This window comes from Verrucosispora sp. CNZ293, assembly GCF_002754655.1.
On record NZ_PEFR01000001.1, the window covers coordinates 5,621,548 to 5,645,547 of the forward strand.

Below are 24,000 nucleotides of genomic sequence, written 5' to 3' on the forward strand. Positions count from 1 at the left end.
GTCCTCCCACCGGTCCGGCCGAGACCGGGCCGGCGGGAGGACCCCGCCGCGTCAGTCGACGCGGAGGCGGTAGCCCCGTTTGACCACCGTCTGCACGACGCGTGGTGCCTTCAGGCCGGCCCGCAGCCGGGCCACCGCCATCTCCACGGCGTGCTCGTCGGCACCCCGGGGCAGCGTCCGCAGCAGTGCGGTACGCGACAGCACCCGGCCGGGGGTCTGGGCCAACGCTCGCAGCACGGCCATCGGCGCGGGGGCCAGTGGGCGCAGCTCACCGTCGACCACCGCCGCATGGCCGCGCAGGGTGAGCAGATGCCCGGCGACCTTGATGGTCACCGTACGGCGGGGCAGTTCGTCGACGATGGTGCGGACCAGCGCGCCGAGCCGGGCCCGGCTCGGCGCGCTCACCGGCACCCCCCGTCGGACCAGCGGCTCGGCGGTGACGTGCCCGACGCAACTGGCCAGCACGTCACCGCGCAGCGCGTCCAGCACCGCGTCCGTACGATCGCCGGCGGCCCGCAGCAGCGCCTCCACGGCCGGCGCCGAGGTGAAGGTGACCGCGTCGACAAGTCGCCCCGCCACCAGGTCGACAAGCCGATGCAGCGGCGCCGGGTCGGTAGGTGGGGCCCAGCGGTAGACCGGGATCTCGATGACTGTGGCGCCCGCCTCTTCCAGCGCCCGGGTGCACTCCGGCTGCCGTTCGCCATGCAGCTGCATGGCGATCACCTGACCGGACACGCCCCGCTGGCGCAGGTGATCGACCACCTCGTCACAGCTCTCCGAGGCGGGCGACCACTGGTCGTACAGGCCGGCCGCCCGGATCGCGCCGCGGGCCTTGGGCCCCCGGGCCACCACGTACGCGTCACCGAGGATCCCACGCAGCGGCTCGGCGAGCCCCCAACCCTCAGCGGCCTCCAGCCACCCGCGCATCCCGATGCCGGTGTTGGCCATCAGGATGTCGGGTGGCCGTTCCAGGCAGGCCCGGGTGGCCTCGCGCAACTCGGTGTCGTCCGCGAGCGGCACGATCCGCAGGGCGGGGGCGAGCACCACCCGGGCACCGCGCCGTTGGAGCAGCGCGGCGAGTTCGTCCCGCCGCCGGTCGGCGGTCACCCCGATGGTGAAGCCGGCCAGTTCCTCGCGCATCAGCCCTCCTGTCGCAGCCGCACCTCGACCATGCCGTTGTGGCAACGGACCTGGTGCCGGGCGACCGAAACGCCCGGCAGGTCGAGACAGTCCCCCGTGCGCAGGTCGTACACCTGCTTGTGCAGCGGCGACGCGACCGTCGGCACCTCGCCCCGGCTGCCCACGATGCCGCGGGAGAGCACGTACGCCCCGGAGACCGGGTCGAGGTTGTCGATCGCGTACAGCCCGTCCGCGGTCCGGAAGATCGCCACCTGCACCCCGGCGACCAGGGCGGCGACGCCCCGGTCCTCGTCGAGGCGATCCAACGGGCAGACGGTGACCCAGCTCAGTACCGTCGCGGCGGTCATCGACGCACCTCCGGCAGGCCGAGCGCGACCGGCTGGCGGCCCTGCGGGTCGGATGGATGTCCGCCGACGGGTACCGGTTGCCCGCGTTCGCTGACGAAGGTGATCGACGGGTCGGGCACCTCCGGCGCGTTGACGAACGAGGTGAACCGGCGCAGCCGGTCCGCGTCGCCCAGCACGTCCCGCCACTCGTCCGAGTAGGACACCACGTGCCGGGCCATCGCGGCGTCGAGTTCGGCGCAGAGGCCGAGTGAGTCCTCCACGATGACCGCCCGGAGGTGGTCCAGGCCACCCTCCATCGCCTCGATCCAGGCGGCGGTGCGTTGCAACCGGTCGGCGGTACGGATGTAGTACATCAGGAACCTGTCGATGAGCGTGACAAGCGCTTCGGTGGACAGGTCGGTGGCGAACAGGTCGGCGTGCCGCGGCCGGAAGCCGCCGTTGCCGCCGACGTAGAGGTTCCAGCCGGTTTCCGTGGCGATCACCCCGAAATCCTTGCTGCGGGCCTCGGCACATTCCCGGGCGCAGCCGGAGACCGCCGACTTGATTTTGTGTGGGGCGCGGAGGCCCCGATAGCGCAGTTCCAGGGCGACGGCCAGTCCGACCGAGTCCTGCACCCCGTAACGGCACCAGGTGGAGCCGACGCAGGACTTCACCGTGCGCAGCGCCTTGCCGTACGCGTGCCCGGACTCGAACCCGGCGTCGACAAGCCGTCGCCAGATCTGCGGGAGCTGGTCCACCCGGGCGCCGAACAGGTCGATCCGCTGCCCGCCGGTGATCTTGGTGTAGAGGTTGAAGTCGCGGGCCACCTCGCCGATGATGATCAGCTTCTCCGGGGTGATCTCGCCACCCGGGATCCGGGGCACCACCGAGTAGCTTCCGTCGCGTTGCAGGTTCGCCAGGAAATGGTCGTTGGTGTCCTGCAACGAGGCCTGCTCGCCGTCGAGGATGTGACCGTTGCCGAGCGAGGCGAGGATCGAGGCGACGACCGGTTTGCAGATGTCGCAGCCCCGTCCCCGACCATGCTCGGCGATCAGCCGGGAGAACGTCCTGATGCCGCGCACCCGGACGATGTCGAACAGCTCCTGCCGGCTGACGTCGAAGTGCTCGCACAGCGCCTTGGACTGGACGACACCGGCCGCGTCGAGCAACTGCTTGAGCATGGGTACGCAGGAGCCACAACTCGTGCCGGCCCGGGTGCACCCCTTCAGGGCGGCCACGTCGGCGCAGCCGTCCGCGATGGCCGAGTCGATGTCCCCCCGGGTCACCGCGTTGCAGGAGCAGACCTGGGCGGTCGCGGGCAGGGCACCGGCCGTGGCTCCCACCGCGTCGTCGCCGGCCAGCAGGGCCAGCGGAGCGGCCGGCAGCGGCCCGCCGACGCTGGCGCGCAGTGTCGGGTACGCGCTGGCGTCGCCGACCAGCACCCCACCGAGCAGCGTCGACGCGTCGTCGGAGAGGACCAGCTTGGCGTAGACCCGGGCGGCCGGGTCGGTCCAGGTGACGTCCAGGCAGCCCGGCGTGGCGCCGTGCGCGTCGCCGAACGAGGCGACGTCGACGCCGAGCAGCTTGAGCTTGGTGGCGGTGTCCGCGCCGGGGAACGTGGCGGCGCCGCCGACCAACCGGTCGGCCACCACCTCGGCCATCGCGTAGCCCGGGGCGACCAGGCCGTAGCAGGTGCCGTCGACCGCCGCGCACTCGCCGACCGCGTAGATCCGCTCGTCGGTGGTGCGGCAGGCGGCGTCGACGAGTACGCCACCGCGCGGACCGATGTCGAGGCCGGCTGCCCGGGCCAGTTCGTCCCGGGGCCGGATGCCGGCGGCCACCACCACCAGATCGGCCTCGATCACCGCGCCGTCGGCGAGTTCCAGGGCGGCCACGGTCCCGTCCGCGCCGGGCCGCAGCGCGGTGGTGGCCACGCCCAGGTGGCAGGACACGTCCAGGTCCTCGACGTAGCGGCGGAGCATCGCGCCACCGGCGGTGTCCACCTGCACCGGCATCAGCCGTGGGGCGAACTCCACGACGCTTGTGGTCAGCCCGAGCAGGCGCAGCGCGTTCGCCGCCTCCAGGCCGAGCAGCCCGCCCCCGATCACCGCCCCGGTGCGGCGGTCCTTCGCGTACCGGCGGATGGCGGCGAGGTCGTCAAGGGTCCGGTAGACGAAGACGCCTGACAGGTCCGCGCCCGGCACCGGCGGCACGAACGGGTACGACCCGGTGGCGAACACCAGGACGTCGTACGGGTGCTCGCCGACGGTGGTGGTCACCACCCGGCGGCTCCGGTCCACGCCGGTGGCCGGCTCGCCGAGTCGCAACTCCACCCCGTCGTGCGGGGTGTGCAGGTTCAGGTCCTCCTCGTCGGCGCCGTCGAAGTACGCCGAGAGCCGCACCCGGTCGTACGCCGGCCAGCTTTCCTCGGCGAGCACCGTGACCCGCCACCGACCCTGTGGGTCGCGGGCCCGCAACGCGTCCACGAACCGCTGGCCGACCATGCCGTTGCCGATGACGACCACGTTTCCGCCGGTCATCGCCCCACCTCCACCGGATCCGTTCTGGACAACCAGTCGACGATGCCGGCCACCGCGTCGCGGCATCCGCCGCAGCCGGTGCCGGCCCGAGTCCCCGCGACCACGGCGTCGACAGTGCGAGCGCCGTCCCGCCAACACCGCACGAGAGCGCCCTTGCTCACCGTGTTGCACTGACAGACGGTGGCCGCGTCCGGCATCAGCGCCGGTGACGCGGCCGGTGCCGGGACAGCCCCGCCGACAGCCCGGCCGAGCAGCAGCGCCCGCCGGTCGGTGGGCACCGGGTGACCACGGTCGAACAGTTGGATCACCGTGCCCACCGAGGGGTTGTCGCCGAGCAGGATCGCGGCGGCCAACCGCTCGTCGTGAATGCGCAGCCAGGCGTACGTGCCCCGGGCCGGGTCGGCGAAGGTCAGCTCCTCGCCGGGGCCACCCGTCGGGTCACCCATCGCGGCGAGATCGATGCCGGCCGCCTTGAGCCGGGTGACCGCCGGTCGGGGCCGGTACCGGGCCAGCGGGTCCTGCCCGGTCACCACCTGGGCCACCACCCGGGCCTGCGTCCAGGCCGGTGCCACCAGCCCGGTCAGCGTGCCGTCGTGCTGGGCGCAGTCGCCGATCGCGGAGATGCGTCGGTCGCTGGTGCGCAGGCGGTCGTCGACGAGCACACCCCGGTCCACGGCCAGGCCGGCCGCCGCGGCGAGCGCGGTGTCGGGGCGTACGCCGCAGGCGAGCACCAGCAGGTCGGCGTCGAGCGACCTACCGTCGGACAGCTCCAGCCGCACCCCTGCGGCGTCGGCGTGTACCGCTGTCGGTTCCACAGCCAGGTGCGTGGTCACCCCGAGACCGGCGAGCGTGCCGGCGAGCATGGCACCGGCGGCCGGGTCGAGCTGACGGTCCATCAGGTACGGCACCCGGTGCACCACGCCCACGTCGAGCCCGCGGATGGCCAGCCCTCGGGCGGCCTCCAGGCCGAGCAGCCCGCCGCCGAGCACCAGGGCGCGCCGGGCGGTGCCGGTGAGGGCGAGGATGCGCCGGCAGTCATCAAGGGTGCGGAACGGGATCACCCGTTCCGGCAGCTGCTCCGGGTCGAGCCCGGGTAGCGCGGGCACCACCGCCCGGCTGCCGGTGGCGAGGACCAGGTGGTCGTACGGGATCCGGTCGCCGTCGTCGGTGCGTACCTGGCCGGTGGCCCGGTCGACAGCGTTCACCGTCACCCCGGTACGCAGGTCCACGCCGCGTCCGGCGACCTCCGCCAGCTCCACGTCCGACTCGCCGATCTTGCCGGTGAGCAGGGTGGACAGCATGATCCGGTTGTACGCGGGGTGCGGTTCCGCGCCGAGCACGGTGACCTTGAGGTCCTCGCCACGGGCGTGTAGTTCCGCGGCCACCCGGGCACCGGCCATCCCGTTGCCGACCACCACGACCCGCTCGCTGTGCCCGGTCATGCCTTCTCCACCCGTACCGCGCAGATCTTGAACTCCGGCATGCCGGAGATCGGGTCGACGGCGTCGTTGGTGACGGAGTTCGCCCGCGCCCGCCCACCCCAGTGGAACGGCGCGAAGACGGTGTCCGGTCGGATGCCCGGGCTGAGCCGGGCCGGCGCCTGGAACTCGCCGCGCCGCGAGAGCACCCGGACCGGCTCGCCGTCGGCGACGCCCAGCCGTTCGGCGAGGTCCGGATGCAGCTCCACGAACGCCTCGGGGGCCGCCCGGCGCAGCGCGGCCACCCGGCGCGTCTGGGTGCCGGACTGGTACTGGGCGAGCACCCGGCCGGTGGTGAAGTACAGCGGGTAGTCGGCGCAGACCTCCTCGGCCGCCGGTCGGTGCTCCACGGGGTGGAACCGGGCCAACCCGTCTGCGGTGGCGAAGCGGTGGGTGAAGAGCCGGGGGGAGTCGGGCCCTTCGTCGTCCGGGCACGGCCAGTAGACACCGTCGGCGGCGTCGATCCGGTCCCAGCTGATCCCCGCGTAGTCGGCGATGCCACCGGCCGAGGCGCGGCGCAGCTCGGCGAAGACCGTGTGCGGGTCGTCGGACGGCTGCCGCCCCGGCGATCGGAGACGGTTGGAGAGAGCGGCCAGGATCGACAGGTCGGTGCGGACACCCGCCGGGGGCGGACGGAGCGCCCGGCGGCGCAGCACCCGCCCTTCCAGATTGGTCATCGTGCCGTCCTCCTCGGCCCACTGGGCGGTGGGTAGTACCACGTCGGCCAGCGCCGCCGTCTCGGAGAGCAGGAAGTCGGTGACGACGAGCAGGTCCAGGTCGCGCAGGCGGCCCTCGATCCGGGCGGCGCGGGGTGCGGAGACCACCGGGTTCGAGCCGAACACCAGCAGCGCCCGTGGCCCCTGGTCGGTGCCGAGCGAGTCCAGCAGCTGGTACGCCGGCACGCCCGGCCCGGGCAGCTCGTCGGCGGGCACTCCCCAGACCTGTGCGACGTGGGCCCGGGCCTCCAGATCGTCGATGCGTCGGTACCCCGGGAGCTGGTCGGCCTTCTGCCCGTGCTCCCGACCGCCCTGCCCGTTGCCCTGCCCGGTGAGGCAGCCGTACCCGGAGCCGGGACGGCCGGGCAGACCCAGCGCGAGGGCGAGGTTGACGAAGCCGGTGACGGTGTCGACGCCCTTGGCGTGCTGTTCGGCGCCGCGTGCGGTGAGGATGATCGCTCGTCCCGCGGTGCCGAGGGCCCGCGCTGTCTCTTCCAGATCGGCCACTGGCACCCCGGAGAGCGCTTCGGCGCGCGCCGGCCACCAGCCCGCCACGGTGCGCCGCACCTCGGTGAACCCGGTGGTACGGGTGGCGACGTAGTCGCCGTCGACGTACCCCTCGGTCAGGGCGATGTGCAGCAGCGCGTTGGCCACCGCCAGGTCGGTGCCGGGCAGCGGTTGCAGGTGCAGGTCGGCCTGCCGGGCGGTGGCGGTGACCCGAGGGTCGACCACGATCAGCCGGCCGCCCCGCTCCCGTTGCTCGGTCAGCCAGCGCATCAGCGGCGGCATGGTCTCCGCCGGGTTCGCGCCGACCAGCAGCAGGGTGTCCGCCCGACCCAGGTCGGACAGCGGGAACGGCAGCCCCCGGTCCACCCCGAAGGCCCGCATGCCGGCGGCCGCCGCCGACGACATGCAGAACCGTCCGTTGTAGTCGATGTGCCGGGTGCCCAGCGCCACCCGCGCGAACCGGCCCAGGGCGTACGCCTTCTCGTTCGTGAGCCCGCCGCCCCCGAAGACGGCGACGGCGTCGCGGCCGTGCTGCTCCTGCACGTCGCGAATGCCTGTGGTGATCCGGTCCAGCGCGGCGTCCCAGCTGGCCGGGCGCAGCTCGCCGCTGGCCGGGTCGCGCAGCAGGGGACTTGTCAACCGCTGCGGGTGGCTGAGCAGCTCGGCCGAGGTCCAGCCCTTCTGGCACAGGCCGCCCCGGTTGGTGGGGAACTGGCGGGGGAGCACGCTTACCGCGTCGTCCTCCTCGCGCAGGATCATCCCGCACTGGAGGGCGCAGTACGGGCAGTGGGTGGCCACCTCCCGGGGCTCCCGCCCCGGTCGCGTCGCCGGCCGTGCACCGTCTGTCATGTCGGCAAAGCGTGCCGTTGGGCAGTTTCCGGTCCGCGTCCCGTTTGTTTCGGTCCTGTCAAGAGCCGCTCACACCGCACCGCGGCTGAGAGCCGGCTCGCGAGGTCTACAATGTGGAACAATGATCCTGCTATATGGGAGGCTGTCGTGAGTGTTGCCGAGGCGTTCGACGCGGTGGCGGGCGACTACGACGCCGCGCGCCGCAGGCTGATCCCCTGTTTCGACGCGTTCTACTCCACCGCCGTGGAGGTGGCCGCGCCACGGTTGCGGACCGCTCTGGCGGCCGGGCGTACGCCCGAGGTGCTCGATCTCGGCGCCGGGACCGGTCTGCTGTCGTCGTTACTCTCCGCAGTCGTGCCGGGCGTACGGCTGACCCTTGTGGACGTCGCACCACAGATGCTGGCCGTCGCCGCCGAGCGGTTGGCCGGCCGGGGCGTCGCGCACCAGGTGGTGGTGGCCGACCTGGCTGACCCGCTGCCCGCCGGGCGCTACGACGCGGTGGTGAGCGCGTTGGCCATTCACCACCTGGACGACGCCGCCAAGCGCGACCTCTACCGGCGGGCGGCCGGTGCGCTGGTGCCCGGTGGGGTCTTCGTCAACGCCGAGCAGGTGGCCGGCCCGACCCCGGAACTGGACCGGCGCTACCACGAGGTCTGGCTGGCACAGGTCGCAGCGCTCGGCTCCGATTCCGCCGAGATCGCCGCTGCCGGGCAACGGATGGCCTACGACCGCCCCGCACCGGTGACGGAGCAGTGCCGCTGGCTGACCGAGGCGGGCCTGGCGGACGTGGACTGCTTCTTCAAGGCGTGGCGCTTCGCCGTGATCGGCGGCCACGCGCCGGGCTGAACCGGCGCCACGAGGTCGGCCGCGGCAGCCCGGCGGGTGGGGAACCTTCGGGGATGACTATGGGTCATACCGGCGGGTAGTCTGCCGGTATGACAGCCAAGGTGACTCTGTCGTTCGCTGACGAGACGATCGCGGACGCCCGGCGGTTCGCCAAGCGGGAAGGGCTCTCGCTCTCCGCCTGGATGGACCAGGCGGCCCGGGAGAAGGCGCTGCGCGAGGTCTTCGCCGCGCACGCCGCCGCGGTCGGGCGGGCCGGGCTGGATCTGGAATCCGCCGCCCTGGCCGACGCACAGGAGGTCGGCATGGTCGACGACCTGCTCTTCGGTGGTCCGCCGCGTGCTGCGTAGGGGCGAGGTCTGGCGGATCGAAGGTGCCCGGGAGCGCCTCGGCCTGGTGATCAGTTCCGATGTCTACAACTCGACGGCCGTGCCCATCGTGATCGTGGCCGAGGTGGTGGAGGCGGCGCTGCTGCGTGACTCGCCGCTTGCGGTGCCGATGGAGGATCGGGTGGTGATGCCCGACCGGATCTCCTCACCGATGAAGAAGTGGTTCACCGAGTGCGTGGACGTCGCCGACACGGACACCATGCGGCGGGTGGACCGGGCGTTGCGGATCCTCCAGCAACTCTGACAGCGACTGTGCCGCACCGCGCTCCTCACCACCGTCGCCGCTGGGTGGTGCGATCCCCGTTGCCGGGCCGACCCGAACGGCGAACGCCGTGGTAACGGCGGCTGCCTAGCTTCTGCGCCATGACCACCACGAGCGCACAGCCGACGGTAATCGACGAGGAGAGCCTGGACCGCCGACCGGGGCGGTGGATCGGGCACTGGGCACCCGAGGATCCGGCCTTCTGGCGGCGGATCGGTAGCGGCGTCGCCCGGCGCAACCTCACCTGGTCGATCTTCGCCGAACACATCGGCTTCTCCGTATGGCTGCTCTGGAGCATCGTCGTCGTGCGGCTCGGCGACGCCGGCTGGCAGCTCACCACCAGCCAGGCGCTCTGGCTGACCGCCGTGCCCAGCGGGGTCGGCGCCCTGCTGCGGTTGCCCTACACCTTCGCCGTGCCGGTCTTCGGCGGCCGCAACTGGACAGTCATCTCCGCGTTGCTGCTGATCGTGCCCTGTGCCGGACTCGCGTGGGCGGTCGAGCACCCGGAGATCGGCTTCGTGTCGCTGCTGTTGATCGCGGCCACGGCCGGGTTCGGCGGCGGCAACTTCGCCTCCAGCATGGCCAACATCTCCTTCTTCTATCCGGAGCGGGAGAAGGGATGGGCGCTGGGGCTGAACGCGGCGGGCGGCAACATCGGGGTGGCCGTCGTGCAGTTCGTGGTGCCCCAGGTGATCGTGCTCGGTGGCGGTCTCGCGCTGGCCCGGGCCGGACTGATGTACATCCCGCTCGCGGTGATCGCGGCCGTCTGCGCGTACCTGTTCATGGACAACCTGGTCGAGGCGAAGGCCGACGTGCGGCCGGTCTGGTCGTCGCTGCGGCACCGCGACACGTGGATCATGTCGCTGCTCTACATCGGCACCTTCGGCTCGTTCATCGGCTACTCGGCAGCCTTTCCCACCCTGCTCAACTCGGTGTTCGGCCGGCCGGACGTCGCACTGGCCTGGGCGTTCCTCGGCGCGGGGGTGGGCTCGCTCTGTCGGCCGTTCGGTGGCCGGCTGTCCGACATCGTCGGCGGGGCCCGGGTGACGGTGGCCAGCTTCGTGCTGATGGCGGTCGGTGCCCTGGGCGCGCTCTGGTCGGTCGAGCGACGCAGCATGGGCCTGTTCTTCGCGGCCTTCCTGCTGCTCTTCGTGGCCACCGGCGTCGGCAACGGCTCCACCTACCGGATGATCAGCAGGATCTTCCAGGTCAAGGGGGAGGAACGGGGCGGCACGCCGGAGGTGATGCTGGCGATGCGCCGGCAGGCCGCCGGTGCCCTGGGCATCATCTCCGCGGTCGGTGCCTTCGGTGGCTTCCTGGTACCGATCTGTTACGCCTGGGCCCGGTCGACGTACGGGGGCATCCAGCCGGCATTGCGCTTCTACGTCGGGTTCTTCCTGGTACTGCTGGTGGTCACCTGGGTGGCTTACCTGCGTCCGGGCAGCCGGATGGCCCGCGCCGGGGTGTGACGGTCGTCATACGAGCCCCGCTTGCCCCGCCAGCCGGACCCCGTTTTGACCGGCCGGTGGGGCTGCGGGTATCGTTGCCTGCTGTTGTACGACATCTGTGGCGTGCCGCCTAAGGTACGCTTGGTCGTTCGTGCGCGCTGGTCCGGCTGGGTAGCCCTGGTCACCTCGGCGCGCTACCCCAGACCGACGACGAGACAAGGTAGACCTGTGCGTACGTACAGCCCGAAGCCGGGTGAGATCGAGCGTCAGTGGCACGTCATCGACGCCTCTGATGTCGTGCTGGGCCGCCTGGCCACCCACGCCGCCACGCTGCTGCGGGGCAAGCACAAGCCGACTTTCGCGCCGCACGTTGACACGGGCGACTTCGTCGTCGTCGTGAACGCGGGCAAGGTCGCGCTGACCGGCAACAAGCGCCAGCAGAAGATCGCTTACCGGCACTCCGGATACCCGGGTGGCCTGAAGCAGGTCGGCTACGAGGAGCTGTTGGCGAAGCGTCCCGAGCGGGCCATCGAGCTGGCGGTGAAGGGGATGCTCCCGCACAACAAGCTCGGCCGTCAGCTCATCAAGAAGCTGAAGGTCTACGCCGGTGCCGAGCACCCGCACGGCGCGCAGCAGCCGATGCCGTTCGAGATCAAGCAGATCGCGCAGTGAGCGCGGGCGAAGGAAGCAGCATGACCGACATCACCGCCACCGAGGTCGCCCCTGAGGCCACCGAGGCGCCGGCGCCCGTCGCGCGCGCGCCTCGTGGTGACCGCCCGATCCAGACCGTGGGTCGGCGCAAGGAGGCCATCGTCCGGGTGCGCATCGTGCCGGGCACCGGCAAGATCACCTGCAACGGGCGTGACCTGGAGGCGTACTTCCCGAGCAAGGTGCACCAGCAGCTGATCAAGGATCCGCTGGTCACCGCCGAGAAGCCCGAGGCGTTCGACGTCATCGCCAACCTGCGTGGCGGCGGCACCACCGGCCAGGCCGGTGCGCTGCGGCTGGCCATCGCCCGGGCGCTGATCGTCAGCGAGCCCGACGACCGTCCGGCCCTGAAGAAGGCCGGCTTCCTGACCCGGGACGCCCGGGTCAAGGAGAGCAAGAAGTACGGCCTCAAGAAGGCCCGTAAGGCTCCCCAGTACTCGAAGCGCTGATCTCCAGCCGCACCTTGTACTTCTGACGGACGGCCGGTCCGCCTCCCCTCGACAGGGGAGGTGGGCCGGCCGTTTCCGTCGCTTCACGACAAGGCACTCTTCCTGTATCGGCAGTTCATCGGAGGTTTGTGGGTATGGGCCGGTTGTTCGGCACGGACGGCGTACGCGGGCGGGCGAACGCCGATCTCACCCCGGAGTTGGCGCTCTCGGTGGCCGTCGCGGCCGCCCACACCCTCGCCGAGTCGGATCGTGGCCGCGCTCCACTGGCAGTGGTGGGCCGGGACACCCGGGCCAGCGGCGAGATGCTCGAGGCGGCCGTGGTGGCCGGGCTGACAAGCGCGGGCGCCACGGTGATCCGGGTCGGTGTGCTGCCCACGCCGGCGGTGGCGTTCCTCACCGCAGAGGCCAAGGCGGATCTCGGGGTGATGCTGTCGGCCTCGCACAATCCGATGCCGGACAACGGGATCAAGTTGTTCGCCGCCGGTGGGCACAAGCTCCCCGACGAGATCGAGATGCGGATCGAGGCGGCTATCGAGGCCAACGCCGCAAGCGCCTGGAAGCGTCCGGTGGGTGCCGGCGTGGGCCGGGTGCACGACCTGCTCGACGGCGCGAACCACTACGTGCAGCACGTCTCCGGCACCGCGGCGCACCGGCTCGACGGGATCAAGGTCGTGGTCGACTGCGCCAACGGCGCCGCTGCCGAGGTCGCTCCGGCGGTCTACCGGGAGGCCGGCGCCGAGGTCGTCGCGATCCACGCCGAGCCGGACGGGCTCAACATCAACGACGGGTGCGGCTCAAACCACATCGAGGCGCTGCGCCAGGCCGTGGTGGAGCACGGGGCGCATCTCGGCATCGCGCACGACGGCGACGCCGACAGGTGCGTGGCCGTGACCGCCGACGGCGACGAGGTCGACGGCGACCAGGTGATGGCGATCCTGGCGCTGGCCATGCGGGAGGCCGGCACGCTGACCGGAGACACCCTGGTCGCCACCGTGATGAGCAACCTCGGTCTACGCCTGGCGATGTCCGCCGAGGGAATCCGGCTGGTCGAGACCAAGGTCGGCGACCGGTACGTGCTTGAGGAGCTGCGTGCCTCCGGTTACGCCCTGGGCGGCGAGCAGAGCGGCCACATCGTGATGCCGGCGTACGCGACCACAGGTGACGGGGTCCTCACCGGGCTGCACCTGATGGCCCGCATCGCGGCCACCGGCCGCACCCTGGCGGACCTCGCCAGCGTGGTCACCAAGCTGCCGCAGGTGCTGATCAACGTGCCGGTCGGCGACCGCACCGTCGGCGCCGCCGCGCCCGCGGTACGCGCCGAGGTCGAGCGGGCCGAGGCCGAGCTGGGCGAGACCGGCCGGGTGCTGCTGCGCCCGTCGGGTACCGAGCCACTGGTCCGGGTGATGGTCGAGGCGGCCACCGAGCAGACCGCCCGCGAGGTCGCCGAGCGCATCGCCGACCACGTCCGAACCGCCAGCCCGGCCTGACCCTGACCGACTGCGGTGGTCGGCTCCACTGTGGCCGGACGGGTGTCCCCCTACCGTGTCGAGCGCCGTGGGACGATGGCCGCCGGCCGCCGTAGGGGCGGACACCACGTCTCACGGGGGTGACTGTGTCCCACCCAGCTTCTCCCGGTTCCGTCGGGCAACCCGCCGACAGTGCGCTGGACGAGGCGCCGCCCGGGACACCGCAGAGCTGGCTCGGGGCCCGCTGGGGTCGACTGCTCATGATCTTGATCGTCCTGGCGCTGATCATCGGCTCCGTGGCGACACCGTGGTCCGAGGTGACGATCGAGGTGCTGGGCAGCAGGGCCGGCTCGCTCCTTCACCAGGATTCGACGGTCGGGCTCAGCGTCACGGAGATCGGCGGGTGGGGATGGGCGTACCTGCTCCTGGTGGTGCCGGTGGTGCTGCTGACGTTGGCCTCGGTGACGCTGCCCGGGTACGCGGGACGGACCGCCGCCGTCGCGGCGGGTGGCGCCCTGCTGGCCATGTCGACGGTCCTGGCCGGTGCCGCTTGTCGCCTCTCGTCGACGCCGGACGAGGGTGCCGCCCGCTGGGCTGAGATCGTGCGCCGGGTGGCGCCCGCCCTGGACCGGGACTACGGGGCCATCTGGTTCGCCTACGAAAGCTCCGGGCTGACGTTCGCGGTGCTCGTCGTGGCAGCCCTCACCGCAGTGGTGCTGGCCAGTTGGTGGCCGGGCGCCGGCCGGATCGTCGCTGCCGCGGCCGGCACCTTGGCGCTGCTCGCCGGCCTCGCGCTGCCCTGGCTGACCGTGTACGGCGCGACCGCGAACGAACTGGACCGGCGCAACGTCTGGTGGCCCACCTTCGGCACCGCATCGGTGCTCACCATGGTCGGCACGCTGGCACTCGCCGCCCTGACCTGGTGGGCCGCGCTACGTCGGTCGACCCGAGGCCGGCTGCCCCTGCTGCTCGTCACGGTGCCGGCGGCCTGCACGCTCATCCTCGTGCACGACTACCTCGGGTTGGACCCTGGGGAATGGCAGGATGCGGCCGAGCGTGCCCGCTACCTCGCGGTCACCGACGACATCCGTTCGGCAGCCGAATTCGCTCAGCTCGCACCCGCGCTCTTCCTCGCGGCGATGGTGCTGGCCTGGTCGGCGGCGCGGCGGCGAGCCCGAGCCACGCGGTCGGCGCTCGGCGCGGCGCCGGTCGACACCGGTACGGCTCACGTTGCGTACTGACGCCGGTCCGGTCACCGGACCTCGGGCAGCCGGCGCAGCCGGGTCACCGCCTCGGCCAGCACCTCGGGGCGTTTGCAGAAGGCGAACCGGATCAGCCGCCGACCGGCCTCGGGGTCGTCGTAGAAGACCTGGGTGGGTACCGCCACCACGCCGGACCGCTCGGGCAGCGTGCGGCAGAAGTCGACCCCGTCGGTGCCTCCGAGGGCGGTGATGTCGGCGGTCACGAAGTACGTGCCCTCCGGGGTGAACACGTCGAACCCGGCAGCGGTCAGCCCGTCGATCAGTTGATCGCGGCGGGCCTGCAGGTCGGCCCGGAAAGCGGTGAAGTAGTCGTCGGGCAGGGCGAGTGCCACCGCCACCGCAGGTTGCAGGGGTGCGGCGTTGACGAAGGTGAGGAACTGCTTGACCCGCAGCAGTGCCGACACCAGTGCCGCCGGCCCGCTGGCCCAGCCCACCTTCCAGCCGGTGCAGGAGAAGGTCTTGCCGGCCGAGGAGATCCGCAGGGTCCGCTCGCGCATCCCGGGCAGCGTGGCCAGCGGCACGTGCCCGCTCGCCGCGTCGGTGAAGGCGAGGTGCTCGTAGACCTCGTCGGTGACCGCGTACGTGCCGTGCTCCTGGCACAGTTGCGCGACCAGGGCCAGCTCGTCCGGGGTGAACACCTTGCCTGTCGGGTTGTGCGGCGAGTTGAGCAGCACCAGCCGGGTCCGGGCACCGAACGCGTTCCGCAGGTCGTCGGGGTCGAAGGCGTACCGCCCGTCGACGCCGGGACGGAGGGTCACCGGTCGCCGGGTCGCGCCGGCCAGGGCGATCGAGGCGGCGTACGAGTCGTAGTAGGGCTCGAAGCAGACGACCTCGTCGCCGGGCTCGCAGAGGGCGAGAATGGCCGCGGCGACCGCCTCGGTGGCCCCGGCGGTGATCACCACCTCGCCGTCCGGGTCGTACTCCAGCCCCCAGAAGCGGCGCTGGTGTGCCGCCACGGCCGCCCGTAGTTCGGCGATGCCGGGACCGGGTGGGTACTGGTTGCGGCCGGCGGCCAGGGCCTCCGCCGCGGCGGCGAGCATCTCGGGCGGGCCGTCGGTGTCCGGGAAACCCTGGCCGAGGTTCACCGCGCCGGTACGCGTCGCGAGGGCGGACATCTCGGCGAAGACGGTCGTCCCGAACGGGCGCATCCGGGCCACCAGCGGGTCGACATCACTGCTCGTCACGCCCGTCAGGGTACGGCTGCGATCACGTGCCCTGCCCACCCACCGGCTGCGTGGTTTGTGGCAACCTTCCACCGCCATCGCCAAATCGCTCAAATTCAGTGATTGTTTACCCCGCTTTCGAGCAGACATTGTGAGCGAAACTGGTTAGGCTGCCACCCATGTGTGGAATCGTGGGTTACGCCGGCGCCCGACCGGCGCTCGGCATCGTGCTCGACGGCTTGCGGCGGTTGGAGTACCGCGGCTACGACTCGGCAGGCGTCGCCATCGTCTGCGACGGCGAGCTGCTGACCGAGAAGAAGGCAGGCAAGCTGGCCAACCTGGAGAAGGTGCTCTCCGAGCGGGCGGCCGAGGACCCGGCCGGCTGCGGCGCCAGCCCGATCGGCATCGGCGACGGCACCACGGGCATCGGGCACACCCGGTGGGCCACCCACGGCGGCCCCACGGACCGCAACGCCCACCCGCACCTGTCGCCCGACGGCCGGGTCGCGGTGATCCACAACGGGATCATCGAGAACTTCGCCAAGCTCCGGACCGAGCTGGAGGACCAGGGCGTCACCTTCGCCAGCGACACCGACACCGAGTGCGCCGCGCACCTGCTTTCCGCTGCCCTGACCGACCTGCGCGCCGCCGGCCAGCCGGACGGGCCGCACCTGCTGACCGCCGCCATGCGCGTGGTCTGCCAGCGGCTGGAAGGGGCCTTCACGCTGCTCGCCGTCGACGCGGCGATTCCCGGCGCGGTGGTCGGCGCCCGCCGCAACTCACCCCTTGTGGTCGGCCGTGGTGACGGGGAGAACTACCTCGCCAGCGACGTCGCCGCGTTCATCGAGCACACCCGGGACGCGGTCGAGTTGGGCCAGGACCAGATCGTCCTGATCACCGGGGACAGCATCGAGATCACCGACTTCGACGGCCAGCCGGCCAGCGGCAAGGACTTCCACATCGACTGGGACTCCTCCGCCGCGGAGAAGGGCGGTTACGACTGGTTCATGCTCAAGGAGATCGCCGAGCAGCCGGAGGCGGTAGCCGACACGTTGCTCGGCCGGCTCACCGAGACCGGCGAGATCATGCTGGACGAGGTCCGCCTCAGCGACCAGGACCTGCGCGACGTCGACAAGGTCTTCATCGTCGCCTGCGGCACCTCCTACCACGCCGGCATGGTGGCGAAGTACGCGATCGAGCACTGGACCCGGATCCCCTGCGAGGTGGAGCTAGCCAGCGAGTTCCGCTACCGCGACCCGGTGCTGGACCGGTCCACCCTGATCGTGGTGATCTCCCAGTCCGGCGAGACCATGGACACCCTGATGGCGCTGCGGCACGCCAAGGAGCAGAAGGCCCGGGTGCTGGCGATCTGCAACACCAACGGCTCCACGATTCCCCGGGAGTCCGACGCCGTCCTCTACACCCACGGTGGGCCGGAGATCGCCGTCGCCTCGACCAAGGCGTTCCTCACCCAGCTTGTCGCCTGCTACCTGATCGGCCTGCACCTGGCCCAGGTGCGCGGGGTCAAGTTCGCCGATGAGGTGGCGGCCGTGGTGGAGCAGCTCCACCAGGTGCCGGACAAGCTGCGGGACCTGCTCGGGCGGGTCGAGCCGGTCCGCGAGCTGGGCCGCGAGCTGCGCGGCGAACCGACGATCCTGTTCATCGGCCGGCACGTCGGCTACCCGGTGGCGCTGGAGGGTGCGCTGAAGCTCAAGGAGTTGGCGTACATGCACGCCGAGGGCTTCGCCGCAGGCGAGCTGAAGCACGGCCCGATCTCGCTCATCGACGAGAACACCCCGGTGATCTGCATCGTTCCGTCGCCGGTGGGTCGGGGCATGCTGCACGACAAGGTCGTCTCCAACATCCAGGAGGTACGCGCGCGTGGTGCCCGCACCATCGTGATCGCCGAGGAGGGCGACGAGTCGGTCGTCCGGTACGCCGATCACCTGATCTACGTCCCGCGTACGCCCACGCTGCTCGCGCCGCTCGTCACCACGGTGCCGCTCCAGGTGCTCGCGGCCGAGATCGCCGCCGCCCGGGGCCACGACGTCGACCAGCCGCGCAACCTCGCCAAGTCCGTCACAGTGGAGTAGCCCAGGGCTCGTCACCTGCCCAGCACCACCCGCGCCATGCCGTCCAGCGCCGGATTGTCCGGATGCCAGTAGCCGGTGTGGCCGTACCGGCCGCTGGGAAACGTCCGCCCCCCGAAGCCCGGCTCGGCCGGGTCGCGCCCGAACCACAGTTCGTCGCCCGGCCCGGCCAGCCAACCGGCGATCGTGCCGACCGGGGAGGTGCCGAGCGCCGCCCGCAGGGCCAGTTCCTCAGGGGGGCGGGTCAGCCGGATCACGTCGTCAGGTGCGGTGCTTGCCCACACCTGCCCGGGTGGCAACCCCAGGTCGGCCGCGTGCGCCACGCCTACCCCCGGTGAGCCGACGAAGACCAGCGCGTCGGCGGCGAGGCCGTGGTCGCGGGCGGCGGTGCCCACCACAAGCGACCCGTAGCTGTGCCCGAGCACGGTCTGCCGCCCGGGCGGGTCGTCGTGGGTGGCCCGTAGCCCCTCCTGGAACCGGTGCAGCGCCTCCCCGGCCGCGCGGGCCTGCCCGTCCCAGGCCGCCTCGTGCAGGAAATCCGGGGCGTCGTAATCCAGCCAGAGCACCGCCGAGGTCTGCTCACCCGGGGCCAGCTCGGCGCAGCGGGCCAGCACCCGTGCCGCCCGGCCCAGCTCACCCGTGGCGTCGCCGAGCCCGGCGGTCATCCCCGGCACGTAGGTGAGCACGTCCGAGGCCCGGTCCGGGTTGCCCAGGGCCACCACCGCCCGGCCCTCACCGCCGACGTCCAGACCCAGCAGGTACGCCCGGGGCTGCTGGGTCGACTCCAGCCGGTCGACGAGCGCGTCCAGCCCGGACAGTCTGCCCTCGACGCCACGCAGCCCGGCCACTTCCAGCGGGCCCCGGGGCACCCGGGCCAGCAACTGCTCCCACAGCTCGGTGAGTGCCGCGCGGCGGGCCGCGAGCAGCAGCCGGTTGGCCTGGTCACGGGCGTCGGCCGGCACCCCGTCGAGCCGGCCGGTCTGCTCCGGCTCGTGCACCACGAGCCAGCGGCGCTCGGCGGGTGTGAGCCCGGCCCACCAGCGCCGTACCACACCGGGCTCGGCGTCCGGCGGCGGACGGTACGACGCTGGCCGGGACGTCCAGCCGGTGCCGGCGGCCCCGGCCAGCCGCCCGAGGCGGGTCGTGGCGTCCCGGTCGGCCCGCGCGGCCAGGTCGAGGGCATCCCGCAGGGCCGTGGCCACCTGGGCCACCGTCGCGTCGGCGCGGTCGGACGGCACCCGGCTCGGGTCGGCGCGTACGCCACCCCGGCGGTCGATCAGCACACCCGTGGCGGTGGCCGCCGCCACGGCCGTCGCCAGCCGGGCCCGGGCGGCCACCAACCGGGCGGCGAACTCGGCGAGCACCTGGTCGGTCTCGATCGCGACCGGCACCAGCGCGACAAGGTCGTCACGCAGCCCCGCCAGCCGGGCACCTGCCGATTCGGCGGCACTGCCGGACCAGCCGGTGCGCAGGGTGACGCCACCATCGGCAAGCTCACCGGCCCGCCGCTCGGCCACCCCGGCCAGACTCGCCCAGGCCGACCCGGTGGCCCGCCACGCGGCCGGGTCGGCCGTGGCGAGCTGGGCGTAGCCGACAGCCACCGGTGCGCTCATCGGGGCAGGGCGGAGAGGCGGGCGGCGGCCCGGTCGTCCACCGACTCGTACGCCCCGGCGGCGGCGCGCACCGCGTCGCCGGTCTCCGCGATCCGGGCACCGAGCCGCCCGGACCAGGCGTGCACGGCCGTCTCCAGAGCGGCGAGTGCCCGCGCCGTCGACCACTCCCCGGCCGGTGCGGTGAGCCCTGCCCCGCCGGCCATCCCGTTCGCCAACCGGTAGCCGGTGTCACCAAGTGACAGCCCGACCCGGTGCAGCAGCTCCGGTCGTACGGCCAGCTTCTCCTCGGCCATCGGTTCCTCCCGCCCGGCGTCAGCACAACGCCGACGACGCTAGGCGGCGCTGGTGCCGGCCATGGTGCCCTGTGGACAGCCGGCGGTGGGCGTACCCCCGGTTCGTCCACAGGCGTTGCCGGACGCGCGGCCGACGGCTATCTTGCGGCCCGCGCGCCGGTAGGGTTGGCCGGGTGATCGGGGAACGGGGTGTGGCATGAGACCGGTCTGGCGGGTCGCGGACGTACGCGCGGCGGAGGCGGCCCTGATGGCCACCCTGCCGCCCGGCACGTTGATGCAACGCGCCGCCGCCGGACTGGCCCGCCGCTGCGCGCTGCTGCTCGCCGAACGCGGCGGGGTGTACGCCGCGCCGGTGCTGCTGCTCGTCGGCTCCGGCGACAACGGTGGCGACGCCCTGTACGCGGGCGCCCGGCTCGCCCGGCGCGGTGCCGCCGTGTCGGCGTTGCTGCTCAGCCCTGAGCGGGTCCACACCGAAGGACTGGCCGCGCTGCGCGCGGCCGGCGGGCGGGTCGTCTCGCGACCGCCGGCCGTGGTCGACGTGGTGCTCGACGGGATCGTCGGCATCGGTGGCCGGGGTGGCCTGCGGGAGACCGCCGAGCAGTTGGCGGCGAGTCTGCTGCGGCACCGGGGACGTGACGGCGAACGGGCGACGGTGGTGGCGGTGGACGTGCCCAGCGGCGTCGCGGTGGACACCGGAGCGGTGCCGCTGACATCGTCCGGCCGGCCGAACGCGGTACGTGCCGACGTGACTGTCGCCTTCGGCGCGCTGAAGCCGGCACTTGCGGTCGGCCCCGCCGCCGCGCTGGCCGGCGAGGTGGAACTCGTCGACATCGGGTTGACGCCGTGGCTGCGCGGCAGCCCCGCGCTGCACCTCGTGGAATGGTCGGACGTGGCCGACTGGTACCCGAGGCTCGGCCCCAGCTCGGAGAAGTACACCCGAGGGGTGGTCGGCGTGGCCACCGGTTCCGCGACGTATCCGGGTGCGGCGGTGCTCTCCGTCGGCGGCGCGCTCGCCGGTCCGACCGGCCTGGTCCGCTACGCCGGTGGCGCGCGGGACGAGGTGGTGCGTGAGCATCCCTCGGTGATCGCCACCGGCCGGGTGTCCGACGCCGGCCGGGTGCAGGCGTGGGTGTGCGGGTCCGGGTTGGGCACCGACGAGCGGGCGGCCACCGAGCTGCGGACGGTGCTCGCCGCGCCGGTGCCGGTGGTGCTGGACGCGGACGCGTTGACCCTGCTTGTCGACGGTTCCCTCGCCGACCAGTTGCGCCGACGGGACGCGCCTATCGTGGTCACCCCGCACGACCGGGAGTTCACCCGGCTCTGCGGGGAGGAACCGGGTGCCGACCGGGTCGCCGCCGCGCTTCGACTGGCCGCCTGGATGAACGCGGTGGTGCTGCTCAAGGGGGATCGCACGGTGATCGGCACACCGGACGGGCGGGCGTACGTCAATCCGACCGGCACCCCCGCGCTGGCCACCGGTGGCACCGGCGACGTGCTGGCCGGACTGCTCGGCTCGTTGCTGGCGGCGGGGCTGCCGGCCGAGCGGGCCGCCGCCGCCGCGGCGTACCTGCACGGGCTGGCCGGTCGGGACGCGGCCCGGGGCGGCCCGGTGACCGCGCCGGACGTCGCCGTCGCGCTGCGTGCCGTGCTGGCCCGTCTGCCCTGAGTACCCGCCGTGGTGATCAGGGCGGAAAGTAGGGTGGGAGCATGTGGCAGGCCGAGGTACGTGTCGACCTTGACGCGATCCGGGAGAACGTGGACCGGCTGCGCGCCGGCACCAGCGCGGAACTGATGGCGGTGGTGAAGGGCGACGGCTACGGCCACGGCATGGTCCCGGCGGCCCGGGCCGCGCTCGACGCCGGGGCGGACTGGCTCGGTGTCTGCACCCTGGACGAGGCGCTGGCGCTGCGCGCGGCCGGCATCGAGGCCCCGGTGCTGGCCTGGCTGCTCGCGCCGGGGCTGCCGCTGCACCGCGGCGTGACGGCCGGCGTCGACCTGGGCGTGGCAAGCCTGCCGCAGCTCGACGAGATGCTGGCGGCGAGCCGGACGGCCGGGCGGCCCGCCCGGCTGCACCTGAAGATCGACACCGGGTTGGCCCGGGGCGGCGCGACTGTCGCCGACTGGCCGACCCTGCTCGACGCCGCCGCGAAGGCACAGGCCGACGGACTTGTCGAGGTGGTGGGGGTGTGGAGCCACTTCGTGTATGCGGACCTGCCCGGTCATCCGACCACGGATCGGCAGGTGGCGGTCTTCCATGAGGGGCTGGCCATGGTGGAGCGGGCCGGGCTGCGCCCGCGCTACCGGCACCTGGCCAACTCGGCGGCCACCCTGACCCGGCCGGACACCCACTTCGACCTGGTCCGTCCGGGGCTTGCCGTCTACGGCCTCTCCCCGGTGGCGGGCGAGACGTACGGGCTGCGTCCGGCGATGACCGCCCGTGCCCGGGTGATGCTGACCAAGCGGGTGCCGGCCGGTGCCGGCGTCTCCTACGGCCACACCTACACGACCGAGCGGGAGGCGAACCTGGCCGTGGTGCCGCTCGGCTACGCCGACGGGGTGCCGCGGCACGCCTCGAACTCCGGCCCGGTGCAACTCGGCGGGGTACGCCGGACCATCTCCGGCCGGGTCTGCATGGACCAGTTCGTCCTCGACTGCGGCGACGACCCGGTGGCCGCCGGCGATGTGGCGACCCTGTTCGGCGACGGGTCCGAGGGGGAGCCCACGGCCGACGACTGGGCCGAGGCCGTCGGCACCATCAACTACGAGATCGTCACCCGGTTCGGCAGCACCCGGGTACCCCGCGTCTACGACGGCGACCGGACATGACCGGCTGGCAGATCCCCCGGCCCCGGACCACCGCCGGAAAGGCCGCAGGTCTGGTCGGCGCGGCGCTGGGGGTGGCCGCCGCCGGACTGGCCGCCGGCGTCGCCACGGAACGCGCCCTGGTCCGCCGGCTCAAGGCGGACCCCGCCGACGCGTACGCCGACGAGGTCTTCGGCGATCAGCGGTACGACGAGGCGTACCGGCTGGAGATGAGCGACGGCACCGACATCCACGTCGAGGTGGTCGAGCCGACCCGGCCGGTCGAGGGCAACCCGACGGTGCTGCTGGTGCACGGCTTCTGCCTGGACATGGGGACCTTCCACTTCCAGCGCAAACTGCTCGCCGAGCGGGGCGAGCACCGGATCGTCGCGTACGACCAGCCGGGGCACGGCCGGTCCGGGCGGCTGGAGAGCGGCGAGTACGACCTGACCACGCTCGGCCGCACGCTGCGCCGGGTGATCGACCGGGCCGCCCCGGAGGGGCCACTTGTGCTCGTCGGTCACTCGATGGGCGGCATGACCATCATGGCCCTGGCCGAGCTGTACCCGGAGATGTTCGGCGACCGGGTGGTGGGCACCGTGCTGATGGCCACGTCGGGCGGGTTGCTCGCGGAGACGAAGCTGGTCGCGCCCGCCCTGCTGGGTCGGGTGGGTGCGCCGGTGCTCTACATGGCGGGAAACGTCACCAGGTACGGCGGGGCGGTGATCGACAGGGCCCGCCGCTCGACCACGAACGTGGCCTGGCTGCTGACCCGCAGGTACGGCTTCGGCACCCGACAACCGAGCCCTGCGCTCGTGTCGTACGTGGAGGAGATGAACTCCCGTACCTCCGCCGACACGGTGACCCGCTACCTGCGTACCCTGGCGACCCACTCCCGGTTCCCGGCACTTGCCGCGTTGGCCGGCACGCCGGTGCTGGTGATCGTCGGCGACAAGGACATGATCACCCCGCTGACGCACTCGGAGGAGATCGTCCGGCGGCTGCCGCACGCCGAGTTCGTCAGGATCCCCGACAGCGGTCACGTGGTGATGCTGGAGCACGCCGACGAGGTCAACGCCGCGTTGCTCCGCTTCCTCGACACCTGCGGGCGGGACGACTCGTGACCGCTGTCGTGCTGCCGACGGTCGCGGACACCCACGCCTTCGGGCAACGGCTGGCCGGGCTGCTGCGCGCCGGTGACCTGGTGCTGCTCACCGGTCCGCTGGGCGCCGGCAAGACCGCGCTGACCCGAGGGATCGGCACCGGCCTGGGGGTGCTCGGCGACGTCACCTCGCCGACGTTCGTGATCGCCCGGGTGCACCGCCCGGACCCGGCCGGCGGGCGAGCGGTGGCGCTTGTGCACGCCGACGCGTACCGGTTGGGTGAGGCGGGCGACCCCCGGGCCGAGATCGACGCCCTCGACCTTGACGCTTCGGTCGACGAGTCGGTGACAGTTGTCGAGTGGGGCGAAGGGCTTGTCGAACAGCTTGCCGATGCCCATCTGCGGATCCGTCTGCACCGGCACGACGACGACACCCGCACGGCGGAGCTGGAGCCGGTCGGTGGCGACTGGGCGGAGCGCCTCGCCGCCCTGGGCTGAGCGCTGTCGTACCCGGTACCTACAGTGCCCGCAGACGTTCCGACCGGTGAGAGGTT

At 72.7% G+C, this 24,000-nt stretch carries 21 protein-coding genes; 13 read left to right on the forward strand and 8 right to left on the reverse strand.

What is annotated here, in order from left to right; all coding sequences use genetic code 11:
* Positions 1–51: 51 nt before the first annotated feature.
* The 5 genes from CLT74_RS25690 to CLT74_RS25710 are packed head-to-tail and all read right to left on the reverse strand — an operon-like array spanning position 52 to position 7,556.
* Entirely contained in the window at positions 52–1,140 is a 1,089-nt protein-coding gene (locus CLT74_RS25690) for a uroporphyrinogen-III synthase (RefSeq protein WP_099849655.1), read from the reverse strand.
* Positions 1,140–1,487, reverse strand: a complete 348-nt coding sequence (gene nirD, locus CLT74_RS25695; protein WP_099849657.1) for a nitrite reductase small subunit NirD — start codon at positions 1,485–1,487, stop codon at positions 1,140–1,142. The genes CLT74_RS25690 and nirD overlap by 1 nt, the downstream gene beginning before the upstream one ends.
* Entirely contained in the window at positions 1,484–4,006 is a 2,523-nt protein-coding gene (gene nirB, locus CLT74_RS25700) for a nitrite reductase large subunit NirB (RefSeq protein ID WP_099849659.1), read from the reverse strand. Before nirB ends, nirD begins: the two co-directional genes overlap by 4 nt.
* Positions 4,003–5,448 carry an FAD-dependent oxidoreductase gene (locus tag CLT74_RS25705; protein ID WP_099849661.1) on the reverse strand — a complete coding sequence of 482 codons (1,446 nt, stop codon included), beginning with the start codon at positions 5,446–5,448 and terminating at the stop codon, positions 4,003–4,005. Before CLT74_RS25705 ends, nirB begins: the two co-directional genes overlap by 4 nt.
* Positions 5,445–7,556: a molybdopterin oxidoreductase family protein gene (locus CLT74_RS25710; RefSeq protein WP_099849663.1), complete on the reverse strand. Its 2,112-nt coding sequence runs from the start codon at positions 7,554–7,556 to the stop codon at positions 5,445–5,447. The genes CLT74_RS25705 and CLT74_RS25710 overlap by 4 nt, the downstream gene beginning before the upstream one ends.
* Before the next feature lie 147 nt (positions 7,557–7,703).
* On the opposite strand from CLT74_RS25710, the gene CLT74_RS25715 reads away from it, so the two are divergent.
* The 8 genes from CLT74_RS25715 (at position 7,704) to CLT74_RS25750 (ending at position 14,362) form a co-directional block, all read left to right on the forward strand.
* Positions 7,704–8,402, forward strand: coding sequence for a class I SAM-dependent methyltransferase (locus CLT74_RS25715; RefSeq protein WP_099849665.1), 699 nt, complete (start codon positions 7,704–7,706; stop codon positions 8,400–8,402).
* A gap of 89 nt (positions 8,403–8,491) precedes the next feature.
* Positions 8,492–8,749, forward strand: a complete 258-nt coding sequence (locus tag CLT74_RS25720; protein WP_099849667.1) for a hypothetical protein — start codon at positions 8,492–8,494, stop codon at positions 8,747–8,749.
* Entirely contained in the window at positions 8,727–9,032 is a 306-nt protein-coding gene (locus tag CLT74_RS25725; RefSeq protein WP_199172262.1) for a type II toxin-antitoxin system PemK/MazF family toxin, read from the forward strand. The genes CLT74_RS25720 and CLT74_RS25725 overlap by 23 nt, the downstream gene beginning before the upstream one ends.
* Before the next feature lie 119 nt (positions 9,033–9,151).
* Positions 9,152–10,519 carry an MFS transporter gene (locus tag CLT74_RS25730; protein WP_099849669.1) on the forward strand — a complete coding sequence of 456 codons (1,368 nt, stop codon included), beginning with the start codon at positions 9,152–9,154 and terminating at the stop codon, positions 10,517–10,519.
* Between the two features lie 207 nt (positions 10,520–10,726).
* On the forward strand, positions 10,727–11,170 hold the full coding sequence (gene rplM, locus CLT74_RS25735) for a 50S ribosomal protein L13 (protein WP_099849671.1): 444 nt from the start codon (positions 10,727–10,729) through the stop codon (positions 11,168–11,170).
* Positions 11,171–11,190: 20 nt separating this feature from the next.
* Positions 11,191–11,655 (forward strand): 30S ribosomal protein S9, encoded by a 465-nt coding sequence (rpsI, locus tag CLT74_RS25740; protein WP_018784602.1) that lies wholly within the window; start codon positions 11,191–11,193, stop codon positions 11,653–11,655.
* 134 nt (positions 11,656–11,789) lie between these two features.
* Positions 11,790–13,142 (forward strand): phosphoglucosamine mutase, encoded by a 1,353-nt coding sequence (gene glmM, locus CLT74_RS25745; RefSeq protein WP_099849672.1) that lies wholly within the window; start codon positions 11,790–11,792, stop codon positions 13,140–13,142.
* Between the two features lie 125 nt (positions 13,143–13,267).
* Positions 13,268–14,362, forward strand: a complete 1,095-nt coding sequence (locus tag CLT74_RS25750) for a hypothetical protein (protein WP_143697207.1) — start codon at positions 13,268–13,270, stop codon at positions 14,360–14,362.
* 11 nt (positions 14,363–14,373) lie between these two features.
* Here CLT74_RS25750 and CLT74_RS25755 read toward each other — a convergent pair whose 3' ends face one another.
* A complete protein-coding gene (locus CLT74_RS25755; RefSeq protein ID WP_099849676.1) occupies positions 14,374–15,567 on the reverse strand; it encodes a pyridoxal phosphate-dependent aminotransferase in 1,194 nt (397 codons plus the stop codon).
* Positions 15,568–15,725: 158 nt separating this feature from the next.
* Between CLT74_RS25755 and glmS the strand changes: the two genes are divergently transcribed.
* Positions 15,726–17,639, forward strand: a complete 1,914-nt coding sequence (gene glmS / locus CLT74_RS25760) for a glutamine--fructose-6-phosphate transaminase (isomerizing) (RefSeq protein ID WP_099849678.1) — start codon at positions 15,726–15,728, stop codon at positions 17,637–17,639.
* 11 nt (positions 17,640–17,650) lie between these two features.
* Here the strand turns inward: glmS and CLT74_RS25765 are convergent, their stop codons facing one another.
* Both CLT74_RS25765 and CLT74_RS25770 read right to left on the reverse strand, forming a co-directional pair.
* Positions 17,651–19,249, reverse strand: a complete 1,599-nt coding sequence (locus CLT74_RS25765; RefSeq protein WP_099849680.1) for an alpha/beta hydrolase — start codon at positions 19,247–19,249, stop codon at positions 17,651–17,653.
* Positions 19,246–19,542, reverse strand: a complete 297-nt coding sequence (locus CLT74_RS25770; RefSeq protein ID WP_099849682.1) for a type VII secretion target — start codon at positions 19,540–19,542, stop codon at positions 19,246–19,248. Before CLT74_RS25770 ends, CLT74_RS25765 begins: the two co-directional genes overlap by 4 nt.
* A 196-nt stretch (positions 19,543–19,738) precedes the next feature.
* On the opposite strand from CLT74_RS25770, the gene CLT74_RS25775 reads away from it, so the two are divergent.
* The 4 genes from CLT74_RS25775 to tsaE are packed head-to-tail and all read left to right on the forward strand — an operon-like array spanning position 19,739 to position 23,944.
* Positions 19,739–21,208: an NAD(P)H-hydrate dehydratase gene (locus CLT74_RS25775; protein WP_099849684.1), complete on the forward strand. Its 1,470-nt coding sequence runs from the start codon at positions 19,739–19,741 to the stop codon at positions 21,206–21,208.
* Positions 21,209–21,249: 41 nt separating this feature from the next.
* The gene (alr, locus tag CLT74_RS25780) at positions 21,250–22,368 is read left to right on the forward strand and encodes an alanine racemase (protein WP_099849686.1); all 1,119 of its coding nucleotides are present in this window, start codon (positions 21,250–21,252) and stop codon (positions 22,366–22,368) included.
* Positions 22,365–23,468, forward strand: a complete 1,104-nt coding sequence (locus tag CLT74_RS25785) for an alpha/beta fold hydrolase (RefSeq protein ID WP_099849688.1) — start codon at positions 22,365–22,367, stop codon at positions 23,466–23,468. The genes alr and CLT74_RS25785 overlap by 4 nt, the downstream gene beginning before the upstream one ends.
* On the forward strand, positions 23,465–23,944 hold the full coding sequence (tsaE, locus tag CLT74_RS25790; protein WP_099849690.1) for a tRNA (adenosine(37)-N6)-threonylcarbamoyltransferase complex ATPase subunit type 1 TsaE: 480 nt from the start codon (positions 23,465–23,467) through the stop codon (positions 23,942–23,944). The genes CLT74_RS25785 and tsaE overlap by 4 nt, the downstream gene beginning before the upstream one ends.
* The last annotated feature ends 56 nt before the right edge of the window (positions 23,945–24,000 follow it).